Raw genomic sequence first — 12,234 nt, 5'->3', positions numbered from 1 at the left:
AAAATTGATATCTCTGTTCATAAGCCGATAAATACTGGATCACCTCATTTCGTGTTGGATAGGTCTGTTCAGTGATGGGCATCATCCAACCGGATAGAGAACTCCAGGTATTAGGAGAAAAAAGACGCAATGACTCCCAGGTATGCAGCCAGGCACCCCCCGCTTGATTTTGCTCATCCAATATAATGAATGGGATTTTCTTGCGCTTTAAAAAATAAGCGGTAGATAAAGCGGCCTGCCCACCACCGATAATGATCACATCAGTTTCAGTCTGTTTCTGGTTCAAAGCCTTCACCTTTTCCTTATTTATCTCTGACTTCTTTAATGTAAAAACCCAATCATGAAGACTGGGTTTTTACAATATTCATTGTACCTTTAACAGCACTTCATCGGTACAGCATAAAAGTGTTACTGACCTGGCAATGAGGCGCAGTATTTAATACCATCCAGCATTTATAAACTGCGCTGATTTACACGCTTGGACAACTCTTCAGCCGATTCCTTGCGTTCAGAATAACGATCAGTCAGGTATTTGCTTTGACCACGAGTCAGTAGAGTGAACTTAAATAACTCTTCCATGACATCCACAATCCGGTCATAGAAAGCTGAAGGCTTCATTCGTCCATCTTCTTCGAATTCCAAGAAAGCTTTCGGAATTGAAGACTGATTTGGAATGGTGATCATCCGCATCCACCGCCCCAAAATACGCATCTGGTTCAGGCTGTTAAATGACTGTGATCCACCACTGACTTGCATCAAGGCAAGGGTTTTACCTTGGGTAGCACGGATTGCTCCTCCTGCAAGTGGAATCCAGTCTATTTGTGATTTAAAAATGGAACTCATAGAACCATGACGTTCAGGTGAACACCAGACCATACCTTCAGACCATGCAAGAAGCTCATGCAGTTCTTTTACTTTTGGATGCTCAGTATCCGCATCTTCTGGCAAAGGAAGGCCCCACAAGTGATAGATACAGATAAAGCACACATATGGAGGTGCTTTGTCACGGTTAAAATGGGAAAGAAAATGTCCACCAGATCTTGAGCACAGGCAGGTTAAGTATAAAAATAACGTGATCGAATGTAATCATGGCAAGCTAAAGCGGATCATTAGGGCCACTTTAGGATTCAAATCGATGAAGACGGCTATGCCACATGCATCTATTCAGACGGCATTAAACACCGATGATGTACAGACGAAGTAGTAGCAGCCGATCCTACTAAAAGAATAGCAAACGATAAAAACAGCGATAAGCATGTTTTTAACCACTGCATAAAAATAGACCAAAAATTAAGCTTTTTTAGTTTTACAGATTCGAAAATAAATAGTAATAATTCATGAATAGTAGCCGAAGCTACCATTCATGAATCCAAATCATACTATTTTAAAAAACTAATTCGATGCCTGCACCATATTTCCACCCTTTTTCGGAATTAGTAGCCTCTTGCATAAAAGTATCTTGCTGTCCTTTTTCATACTGATAAGCAATATCAATAAAAGGTTTAAATCGCTTAGTAATCTCATATCTAGTTTTGATACCAGTTTTTAGTTCTGATAAACCTGATTTTGCAGCATAGTTAGAATCATCGCTAAATATTACATCTGCTTCGATATAAGGTTGAGTAATAAGTTTCTGAGTTAAAAGCAAATCACGTTCTAATTCAAAACTTGCTCCCCAAAAATTATTCTCACCGCCATAAAGATATGCTTGTGTTTCAAAGAAATAAGGAGCTAGACCTAATATACCAATAACCCCATCCACTCGATCGCTGCTGCTGTTATTTTTATCTTCACTATATCTTACCCCAGCTTGTACATCCCAAAATGGGGCTACGTTACGGCTATAAAGTGCTGATACAGCATATTTTGGATCATTACTTTCTGACTTTTCCGAATTGGCTTCAATAAATAGACGATTTTCATCTGTCCCAATCAAAGTTTCAAACTTCGTTCCTAGTGTACCCTTACCATCTTCATCAACTATCCATGCATTTTCAAGTTTTGTTGCTTGATAAATTTGTCCGCCATGTTCTTTAAGATGATCATCATGAGATGGGGCTGATCTCTTTCTTGCGGTCAGAATAATATTATCTCCCCCATTTGCATTTTCCATTGAATAATATTCTGGATACAATTCTTGGGGGCTATATCTTAAGCCACCAGACTCCTGTAATAAGACTCTCATACCATTTGTAATATTACTTTCTTGTTGCGAAGTGCTGCTATTAGCAAAAGTTAAGTTTGATATACTTACTAATACAATTGATAAGACTGTTTTTGAGAAGAAATTCTTAGTGATTTGCATGTGGATTTACTCCCTTCTCACTTATTGGGGGCTGAGCAACAATATTTTTTGAAACACTATCTTTGTCTACTTGGGCGACAATTAGTTTATTCATCATTCCTGCGCTCATATGGTAAAGCAGGTGGCAATGAATAGCCCACTCCCCTAACTCATCAGCTGTGAGTAGAGTGGTTATCGTTTTCCCAGGTGGAACAATTACCGTATGTTTGTTTGGCATATTGCTTGGATCCTGACCATTCTCAAGCTGCATAAACATGCCATGTAAGTGCATTGGGTGAGCCATCATACTGTCATTTATAAATTTCAATCTAATCCGTTCACCATATTTAACTTCTAATGGCTCCGTTTCATTGAATTTTTTACCATTGATTGTCCAGATATAACGCTCCATATTTCCGCCAAGACGGATCTCTATTTCACGTTCAGCTGCACGAGTGTCTTTTTGAGGATCTAACGATTGCAAATCACTATATTGCAATGCTTTATTACCTTCAGGTGTTGAAGCATTTGCCCATCCAAATACGGTATTATCATTCTTGTCTGAAGCCGCCTTAACAGTAGCGCTATTCATCGGCATATCATGATTCATACCTTTCATAGAAGACATATCATGATTCATATCTTTCATTGAAGACATATCATGATCCATACCTTTCATAGAAGACATATCATGATCCATACCTTTCATAGAAGACATATCGTGATTCATGCCTTTCATAGAAGACATATCATGATCCATACCTTTCATAGAAGACATATCGTGATTCATGCCTTTCATAGAAGACATATCATGATTCATTCCCATATCTTCCATAGTCAATAAAGAACGAGGACGAGGCTTAGGCATCTCAATTTGTTTGACTGCTGGGCTGCTTTCTTCATGTAATGTTCCCACTGAAAAACCGGTACGATCAATAGATTCAGCTTCAATTTGGTAATGTGCTTGTTTTGGTTCCACAATTACGTCATAAGTTTCAGCAGTACCAATACGGAACTCATCTACAGGAACGGGCTTTACAGGTTGACCATCAGCACTGACTACAGTCATTTTTAGGTTTGGAATGCGTACATCAAAGAATGACATAGCGGAAGCATTAATAAAACGAAGGCGAACTTTTTCACCAGCTTTGAAGTTACCCGTCCAATTTTGCTGAGGTGTCTTGCCATTCATTAAAAATGTATAACCAGTCACATCGGACATATCTGTTTTCAGCATTCGCATCTGATTCCACATAGAACGGTCTTGCCAAGTCGCTTTTAGCCCATCACGTTTAACTTGTTTTAATACATCGAATACTGTTTCGCGGCGGTTCTGATAGTAATCTGCTTCTTTTTTAATATTTTTCATAATTTGATCACTTGTCGAATTATGAAAATCAGAAAGCAAAACAACGTAATCTTTATCGGTTTTTTCAGCAGCTGTTAGTGGAGTTTTATCTTTAGGATAAATAACAAAAGCACCATATAAACCGTCTTGTTCTTGTCCTTTACTATGTGAATGATACCAATAAGTACCATTTTGGCGGACTTTAAACTTATATTCATAAGTTTTATTAGGGGCAATGCCATTAAATTTGTTAAATCCAGGTACACCATCCATAATTCCAGGTAATAATAAGCCATGCCAATGGATTGAAGAGTCCTGATTTTTTAACTTATTGTGAACACGGATAACGGCCTCATCACCTTCTTCAAATTCAAGAAGTGGTGCAACGAATTTACCATTTACAGTAATTCTCTCAACTGGTTTTCCTGTGATATTTACAGTTTGTTCAGCGATTGTTAAATCATATTCTTTAACTTCCGCCATTACCCAAGTTGATGAAAATAAACCAACTCCAATTAAGAGTATATGACTTAACTTTTTTGACATTCTATCTCACCTTTAGAAAGGTCAAGGTTGAAGTAATAAAGCAAATATTTAGTATAAACTTTAATACTTCTTTCTCGCTATTTATAAAATTATTTATTGCTACCAGGCATATTCATCTTTGAATGATCCATTTTAGAATGGTCCATATTCATCATAGAATGATCCATTTTTGACATGTCAGATGAGTTAGGAGACTGATGTTGACTATGATCTTGCTGAGTCTTGTCATCTTTTTCCATTTTACAAGGTTTTGTACAAGGTTCCTGTGCTTTTACCGTTTTAGTGGCACTTGAGGTTGATACATCTTTTGCCCAAGATTGAGTACCAGCAATTAAAGTTCCAGCACACATTAAAATTGTTAGACTACGACGCACTACAGTTTTCATAAGTTTCTCTAAAGGTTAATTTCTTGTTACTACAATAAAGTGAAGCACTGAACATCTAAGTGACTTGAAAATGACATTTTTGTAATCTATCTCGATCAGATGTTTTATAACGTTATTATAGTTTTAATGAATAACTTAGGATTCTGAGATGAGAATACTATTAGTTGAAGATGAACAAAAAACTGGTGATTATCTCAAGCAAGGTTTATCCGAAGCTGGCTATATTACGGACTGGGTTACAGATGGGTTAACGGGTAAACATCAAGCTCTTTCTGAAGAGTATGACTTAATTATTTTAGACGTGATGTTACCTGGACTAAATGGTTGGAATATTATCAATGATATTCGTAGCAGCGGTAAAACAATGCCCATTCTTTTTCTTACCGCCCGAGATCAAATCGAAGATCGAGTAAAAGGATTAGAGCTAGGCGCTGATGATTATTTAGTTAAGCCTTTTGCTTTTGCAGAGCTTCTAGCTCGAATAAAAACGCTCCTTAGACGAGGGCAACAAAGAGAAGATAATAATATTATTAAGATTGCTGATTTAGAACTTGATTTGAGAAAACGTCGGGTAACACGAGCAGGTCAACGCATTGATTTAACGGCTAAAGAATTTGCTCTTATGGAGCTTTTTATGCGTAGAAGAGGTGAAATTCTACCAAGAGCACTTATTGCATCTCAAATTTGGGATATGAACTTTGATAGTGATACAAATGTAGTTGAAGTCGCTATTAAACGATTAAGAAATAAAGTAGATAGTAATTTTACCCCTAAGTTAATTCAAAATATTAGAGGAATGGGGTATGTATTAGAGGTAGAAGATGAATAATAAATTATTCAAATCTATCAGTTTTCGTATTGGTATTATTTTCTCATTATCGACTATATGTATTCTCATTATGATGGGGTTTTTCATCCATAAATTAGTGATGCATCATTTTGAAACGCAAGATCGTACCCAATTAGAAGGTAAAATCCAGCTTATTCAGAATCTTCTCCAACAGCATCCTAAAAATTCTCCAGAACTTGATCTATATTTGAAAGATGCTTTAGTTGGACACCATGATCTTATGGTCCAAATAGAACGACCGGCAGGTCAGATTTTATTTAGTTCAACACCTTCAATCATTAATACTCAACAGTTAATCAAGTCAGCAAATAACCCTTGGATTAAATGGAAAATTAAGAATAAGACCTATCGTGGCATGATCTACACTACAGGTATAAATAGAAATTCTGAAATACAATCTGTACGAATTATTGTTGGGATCGATACATCAGAACATCTACATTTTCTAAAAGATTTTAAGCGTCAACTTTTGTATATTGGTTTGGCTGGTACAATTTGTTTAATGTTTTTAGGTTGGTTTGCAACCTGGAGAGGTTTAAGACCAGTGCAAAAAATGGCTAAGGTCGCAGAAGGAATTTCTGCTCAACATCTTTCAGAACGTTTAGAAGTTGAGCATACACCAACCGAACTAAAATCATTGGCAATCGCCTTCAATGCTATGCTGGACAGACTAGAGTCAGCTTTAGAAAAACTTTCCGATTTTTCATCTGATTTAGCACATGAAATTAGAACACCGATTAATAATTTAATGACCCAAACTCAAGTATGTCTCGCCCGTAACCGAGATATTGGTACTTATCAAGAAATACTATTTTCTAATTTAGAAGAATTTGAACGTTTGGCTCGAATGGTGTCCGATATGCTTTTCTTGGCAAAAGCAGAACATGGCTTAAATTTACAGAACTTACAGAATATTGACCTCATTAAAGAAGTTACCGCTTTATTTGATTTCTATGACGCTCTAGCTGCCGAAAAAAATATGACACTTCAACAAACAGGATCTGGCAATGTAAAAGGTGATCCTGCTATGTTACGTCGCGCACTCAGCAACCTATTGTCTAATGCAGTTAAATATGGAAACAAGAATTCTACAATACAGATAAAACTTCAACAGAATTTAGATAACACAATATTTTCAATTGAAAATGAAGGCCCTGAACTCTCTCCTGAACAACTATCCAGATTATTTGATCGTTTTTATCGAACAGATGCGTCTAGACAAAGAACAGAAGAAGGAACCGGCTTAGGGCTTGCCATAACAAAATCTATTCTTGATATGCTTGGGGCGACCATCCAGGCTGAATCCCTCAATGGTCGAATCATTTTTACCATTGTTTTTCAAAGTGAATCCATGCAAGGGGAATCATTTTAACTCATTTTTTGAACCTCTTCCATTTACCCGAGTTGACCTTACATAAAGCTCAAACTGAGAGCCAGAGCTACGCCAGCACCTATCATGGCAATTGTGTAGCCAAATATGATAGCTCGGCCAAACTGTGCCCCCCCTGTCATCCATGCAATTGTCGCTTTGCTTAACATGTTGCTCAGTGTGGCCAGCCCTAGCGCGACAGCAGCCACATTTGTTGTTAAGCCTTCAGTACTATGCAGGCGGGCAAGTGAGACTAAAATAGCATCTACGTCTGCTAGCCCAGAAATAGTCGATAATACGAAGATGCCGCTGGTGCCCAACCATTGTTTTGCTGCCGGGACCAAGACTGCCATGACAGCCAGGAAAGCAGCGAAGCTGAATGCTGTCCCAAGATCAAAAGGAGCCATTGCTTCTATTGTTCGATCGTTGTTTTCAGCGCTGGTAATTTGGCGTTGTCTCCACAATGCCATACCCAGCAGAAGGATTCCCGCAATCATCATTGCACCACCAAAAGTGCTTAGCAATGCTGGCTCAATGACGCCTATCAGCACAACCATACGAAAAAACATGATGCCACAGGCAGCCAATGTTCCAGAAATAGCAGCACTGACCATGACGGGGTGCTGGCGTGTATAGCGTGCCAGTGCGACAGTTGCAGCTGTAGAAGATGCCAAACCACCCAATAGACCTGTCCAGAATATGCCTCTTTCTGAACCGGTAAGCCGCATGGCAAAATGACCTGCCAGAGAGAGTCCGGCAATCAGGATCACTGCCCACCATAACTGGTAAGGATTTAATGCAGCAAAAGGTCCCAGACCCGTATTGGGTAAGTAGGGTAATATAACGACAGAAAGTACCAGCAACTGCAGGGATGCGGTTAATTCACGATGCTCTATCAAGCGTAGCCAACCGTGTAAGGTTGGCTTGAGATCCAAAAATACAGCGACGATTACAGCCGCGGTTAATGCTAAAGTAACATTACCATGGGATGCATATGCACCTAAAACTAATGTCAACAGCATCGCGATCGTCGTGGTAGCGCTTAGATTACCGGAAAGTTTTGCGGTACGCGCGTAGGACACTGTTAATAATAAGGAAAGCCCTAATACGGCCGCGACCAGCGGCCAAGGCCCGAAGTTTGGTTGTAAATGACCGAGCACTCCTCCGAGCAATCCTGTCAATGTGAAGGTACGTAGGCCTGCTACTCGGCTGCCCTCGGGCAATTCACGATCGTGCCATCCTCGTTCTAAACCAATGAGCAGGCCGATGGCAAGTGCTGCAATAAGACCTGGTACATCTGGTGGAAGAAAAGAACTCTCTATCATAACTTTTTATTTCGCAGGCGAAGGGCATTCGTGATGACTGAAGCTGAACTCAAACTCATAGCCAAGGCGGCAATCATCGGTGACAACAACCAACCGGTAAATGGATATAGTACGCCAGCCGCGATAGGGATACCCAAAGCATTGTAAAGGAAAGCAAACATGAGGTTCTGTTTCATGTTGCCGACAGTAGCTTCCGAAAGTGAACGGGCAACAGCAATCCCTCGTAAATCTCCCTTGACCAGCGTAACTTGGGCACTATTCATTGCAACATCAGTCCCGGTTCCCATAGCGATACCGACATCAGCTTTAGCCAAGGCTGGTGCATCATTGATGCCATCACCAGCCATAGCCACGATGCGACCTTCCTTCTGCAATTTGCTGACCAGTTCTAGTTTATCTGCGGGTTTGACTTCGCCATGTACCTCATCAATGCCTAGACGTGCTGCGACTGAACGGGCAGTGGTGAGACCATCTCCTGTTGCCATCACGATACGTAGACCCGCTTCCTTCAGGGTGGCAAGTGCTTCAGGGGTACTTTTTTTGATGGGATCGGATACTGCAAGCAGGCCGGCCAATTCACCATTGATGGCTAGATGCATCACACTTGCACCTTCTGAACGCAGCTCTTCGGCTTGCGGAATCAGAGATTGTACCGAGATACCTAATTGCTCCATCAGTGCTGTGTTGCCCAAAGCTAACTGACGATCGCCCACTTGACCTCGAACACCAATCCCTGAGCCTGATTCAAAATTATCTGGTGTTTCAAGAGACAGGCCACGTTCGTGTGCTGCATTTACAATCGCTTCGGCTAGCGGGTGTTCACTGCCTTGATCAAGACTGGCGGCTAAACGTAATACTTCAGATTCATCGAAACCTGATGCGGCAACCACACGATCGAATACAGGGCGTCCTTCGGTCAACGTACCTGTTTTATCGATGATTAGTGTGTCAATCTTGCGCAGATTCTCAATGGCTGCTGCATCGCGGAACAACACACCATGAGTAGCACCTTGACCCGTTGCAACCATGATAGACATTGGAGTTGCCAAGCCTAGTGCACAAGGACAGGCAATAATGAGTACTGCCACAGCATTGATTAATGCATAAACCCAGCTCGACTCTTCTGGGCCGAACAGTCCCCATCCAAAGAAGGTAAGCAAGGCAATGGCTACTACAGCCATGACAAACCAACCTGCAACCTGATCAGCCATGCGTTGCATTGGGGCTCTTGAGCGTTGAGCTTGCGCCACCATCTGTACGATCTGAGACAACATGGTACTTGAACCAATTTTCTCTGAACGCATGATTAGGGAACCATTGGTATTCAGGGTAGCACCAATGACTTTATCACCGATGCGTTTAGTGATCGGTAAAGGTTCACCTGTCAGCATAGATTCATCCAATGAACTGCTTCCATCGGTGACTACACCATCCACAGGAACTTTTTCACCTGGGCGGATGCGGAGTAAATCTCCTACATGGACATGCGTTAGAGGAACATCTTCCTCAGTTCCATCGGGCAGGATTCGGCGAGCTGTTTTAGGAGCAAGTCCGAGGAGTGACTTAATTGCAGCAGAAGTTTGCGAACGTGCTTTTAATTCCAGTATTTGCCCCAGTAGGGTCAAAGAAATGATGACCGCTGAAGCTTCAAAGTAAACAGCGACACGACCCATGGAGATAAATGAGTCTGGAAAGATTTGCGGTGCAATGGTTGCGACCACACTATAAATAAATGCAGCTCCAGTGCCCAAACCAATCAGCGTCCACATGTTCGGGCTGCGATTCACAACCGATTGCCAACCCCGGGAAAAAAATGGCCAACCTGCCCAAAGTACAATTGGGAGTGACAACACCAGTTCAATCCAGCTCTGAACAGCCATATTGAACAGGTTCATTTGATGACCAAACATCGCCAAAAAAGTCACGATGATGGTCAATGGCAGTGTCCACCAGAAGCGTCGGCGGAAATCACGTAACTCCGGATCCTCATCTTCCTCTAATTCAGGAATGAGTGGCTCCAGTGTCATTCCGCATTTAGGACAGTTTCCAGGATGATCTTGCCTGATTTCTGGATGCATTGGGCATGTATAGATGGTCGTACCTGTTGTGCTTGCCGCATTAACGTGTTGAACAGTCTGATGATGCTGTGTATGTGCATCGGCAGTCGTCGTTGCGGGTTTAGCGATATATTGCACCGGGCTGCTATGAAACTTTGATTGACATTTATCACTGCAAAAAAAGTAAGTTTTCCCCTTAAATTCCTCATGGTATTTCGATTCTTCAGTGACGGTCATACCACAGACTGGGTCTTTCAGTACGTCTGTTGTAGCCTGTGCCATATGGTCCTGGTTATGATTTTTTTGATCTGACATAAATAATTCTCTTATGGAAAAGTGGTTTTATGGCCGAATTTTGGAATAAATCTCGGAGTCTGTTGAGCATAGCTGTCATAGACAGCGCCAAACTGTTTACTCATTTCAGCCTCTTCCTTAATTGCCAAGCGGCTGTACATTAAGAGTAGGATTGGAAACATAATCAGTGTCAGTAAAGTTGGCCATTGCAATAAAAAACCCAGCAAGATCATCACAAAAGCCACGTATTGTGGGTGACGTATACGTGCATAAGGGCCTGTGATCGCTAAAGAATGCTGACGTTGCGCGTTGTACAGCACGTGCCATGACGTTGATAACAGGTAAAATCCATAGCCCAAGAAAACGTAACTGGCGATATGCAAAATGCCAAAATGTGGATCACCTTTTTCACCTAATAGCGTTGACCACAAGTGACCTGCATTATGAGAAAGTAAGTCAAGTTGAGGGAAGCGAGTTTGAAGCCAACCAGATAACAGGTAAATGGTTAAAGGAAAACCATACATTTCGACAAATAGAGCAATGATAAAAGCCGAAAAGGCCCCAAATGTACGCCAATCGCGCGCAGTGGAAGGTCTAAAAAAACTGAAAGCGAACATGATAAAAACTGCTGAGTTAATGATAACCAGCGTCCATAAACCATAAGCCGATTCCGCATGATTCATGATGGATCTCCTGATAAGAGCTATTTTTTGTTATCAGATATATCGGATTTTTTTTGCTGCGAGTGGTTATGCCCATGACCACCATGCATAAAAATATGCATCAGTGGACACGCTAAAAGGAATAAATAAGGCAAAGCACCGATAACGTGGGCTAAATGTTCCGTTAATAGAAAATAAGCTGCGATACCACCCAGCACGATTAGACCAATGGCATAACGTGTAGACCAGAAGTTAGGTACTGAATTATTTTCTTGGTGTTGGTGATTCATGGTGCTTTCCCCTAATTCATGGGTAACTATTTAGTTGCTGACGGAGGCATACAGTCCATCATCATCTGCATCATGGATTGCATCATGTCCATACGTTTTTCCATCATCTGCTGACGGTCAGCCATATTTGCATTCATGCTTTGGCTGCCCATCTGTTTCATCATACTCATACCTCCTTGCATGAGTTTCATGTGCTCAGCCATAAGTTTCTGACGTTCTTGTGGGGTTTTTGCAGCCATCATCTTCTCATGCATGGCTTGCATCGCCTTCATGTGTTGATCCATTGCAGCCATTTTATCTGTAGCAGTGGTGCTGGTAACTGTTTGCTTAATTGTTACTGCAGATGGTGCTGTTTTTTCAGGGTGGTGATCTTTGTGTTCATCGGATTGCTGTGCAAATGTATTCAATGACGCGGCTGCGATACATAAGCCCAAAAAAATGTTTTTGAATTTCATCATAATTTTTTCCTTTAAATAATTTGGAAGTAAAAGCTATGTTTTAGTACTGAACAGAGTCTAGGAATTTGACTACTAAACTGATGAAATTTTTGGTTATTCTCTGTCTCTCTTAAAAATTTTAGCACTATTAATTAATTATTTTTTAAAAATGACAAAAATGTAATTTTGAGATCTTCTCGAAATATATAGTCTATGCTGAGATGACAAAAATTTTATTTAATATTAATCTTTTAAAACTATTAAAGTTGTTATGATTTTATGTGCTTAAAAAAATAAAAATGAAATGATTAGATGACTCCAAGGCTAGTTAGAGACACATTCTTAATGTAATTTACACTGTTATTCCTTTAAAGAAAAATACAGTT

Annotated in this window: 11 protein-coding genes and 3 pseudogenes; 3 read left to right on the top strand and 11 right to left on the bottom strand. The window is 40.5% G+C overall.

Features of this window, described 5'->3' with window-relative positions:
- A partial coding sequence (locus tag GGG_RS0117150) for an NAD(P)-binding protein (protein ID WP_171057715.1) occupies nucleotides 1–286 on the bottom strand: 286 nt, incomplete at its 3' end.
- Between the two features lie 167 nt (nucleotides 287–453).
- Nucleotides 454–957: pseudogene (arsH, locus tag GGG_RS19975) on the bottom strand (arsenical resistance protein ArsH); the annotation flags it as partial.
- Between the two features lie 31 nt (nucleotides 958–988).
- On the opposite strand from arsH, the pseudogene GGG_RS0117140 reads away from it, so the two are divergent.
- A pseudogene (locus tag GGG_RS0117140) lies at nucleotides 989–1,147 on the top strand (DDE-type integrase/transposase/recombinase); the annotation flags it as partial.
- Between the two features lie 16 nt (nucleotides 1,148–1,163).
- Here GGG_RS0117140 and GGG_RS20745 read toward each other — a convergent pair.
- The 4 genes and pseudogenes from GGG_RS20745 to GGG_RS0117125 form a co-directional block, all read right to left on the bottom strand.
- Nucleotides 1,164–1,361, bottom strand: a pseudogene (locus tag GGG_RS20745) (hypothetical protein); the annotation flags it as partial.
- A gap of 23 nt (nucleotides 1,362–1,384) precedes the next feature.
- Entirely contained in the window at nucleotides 1,385–2,305 is a 921-nt protein-coding gene (locus GGG_RS0117135) for a copper resistance protein B (RefSeq protein WP_010117054.1), read from the bottom strand.
- A complete protein-coding gene (locus tag GGG_RS0117130) occupies nucleotides 2,292–4,178 on the bottom strand; it encodes a copper resistance system multicopper oxidase (RefSeq protein ID WP_010117053.1) in 1,887 nt (628 codons plus the stop codon). Before GGG_RS0117130 ends, GGG_RS0117135 begins: the two co-directional genes overlap by 14 nt.
- 89 nt (nucleotides 4,179–4,267) lie before the next feature.
- Nucleotides 4,268–4,564, bottom strand: coding sequence for a hypothetical protein (locus GGG_RS0117125; protein WP_005006338.1), 297 nt, complete (start codon nucleotides 4,562–4,564; stop codon nucleotides 4,268–4,270).
- 148 nt (nucleotides 4,565–4,712) lie between these two features.
- Here GGG_RS0117125 and GGG_RS0117120 point away from each other — a divergent pair, with 148 nt between their 5' ends.
- Nucleotides 4,713–5,393: a heavy metal response regulator transcription factor gene (locus GGG_RS0117120; protein WP_004679347.1), complete on the top strand. Its 681-nt coding sequence runs from the start codon at nucleotides 4,713–4,715 to the stop codon at nucleotides 5,391–5,393.
- Nucleotides 5,386–6,786, top strand: coding sequence for a heavy metal sensor histidine kinase (locus tag GGG_RS0117115; protein WP_010117047.1), 1,401 nt, complete (start codon nucleotides 5,386–5,388; stop codon nucleotides 6,784–6,786). Before GGG_RS0117120 ends, GGG_RS0117115 begins: the two co-directional genes overlap by 8 nt.
- Before the next feature lie 38 nt (nucleotides 6,787–6,824).
- Here GGG_RS0117115 and GGG_RS0117110 read toward each other — a convergent pair whose 3' ends face one another.
- From GGG_RS0117110 to GGG_RS0117090, 5 genes are read right to left on the bottom strand one after another with little or no spacing between them, the layout of a single operon-like run.
- On the bottom strand, nucleotides 6,825–8,108 hold the full coding sequence (locus tag GGG_RS0117110; protein WP_004663995.1) for an MgtC/SapB family protein: 1,284 nt from the start codon (nucleotides 8,106–8,108) through the stop codon (nucleotides 6,825–6,827).
- On the bottom strand, nucleotides 8,105–10,480 hold the full coding sequence (locus GGG_RS0117105) for a heavy metal translocating P-type ATPase (RefSeq protein WP_010117046.1): 2,376 nt from the start codon (nucleotides 10,478–10,480) through the stop codon (nucleotides 8,105–8,107). The genes GGG_RS0117110 and GGG_RS0117105 overlap by 4 nt, the downstream gene beginning before the upstream one ends.
- An 11-nt stretch (nucleotides 10,481–10,491) precedes the next feature.
- Nucleotides 10,492–11,142, bottom strand: a complete 651-nt coding sequence (locus GGG_RS0117100; RefSeq protein ID WP_004663997.1) for an isoprenylcysteine carboxylmethyltransferase family protein — start codon at nucleotides 11,140–11,142, stop codon at nucleotides 10,492–10,494.
- Nucleotides 11,143–11,162: 20 nt separating this feature from the next.
- The gene (locus tag GGG_RS0117095) at nucleotides 11,163–11,411 is read right to left on the bottom strand and encodes a DUF2933 domain-containing protein (RefSeq protein WP_004695740.1); all 249 of its coding nucleotides are present in this window, start codon (nucleotides 11,409–11,411) and stop codon (nucleotides 11,163–11,165) included.
- Nucleotides 11,412–11,437: 26 nt separating this feature from the next.
- A complete protein-coding gene (locus GGG_RS0117090; RefSeq protein WP_004695737.1) occupies nucleotides 11,438–11,869 on the bottom strand; it encodes a hypothetical protein in 432 nt (143 codons plus the stop codon).
- Nucleotides 11,870–12,234 lie beyond the last annotated feature (365 nt).

The sequence above is a fragment of the Acinetobacter sp. P8-3-8 genome (assembly GCF_000214135.1).
Lineage (GTDB): Bacteria > Pseudomonadota > Gammaproteobacteria > Pseudomonadales > Moraxellaceae > Acinetobacter.
This window is presented reverse-complemented; position numbering and strand designations above follow the sequence as displayed.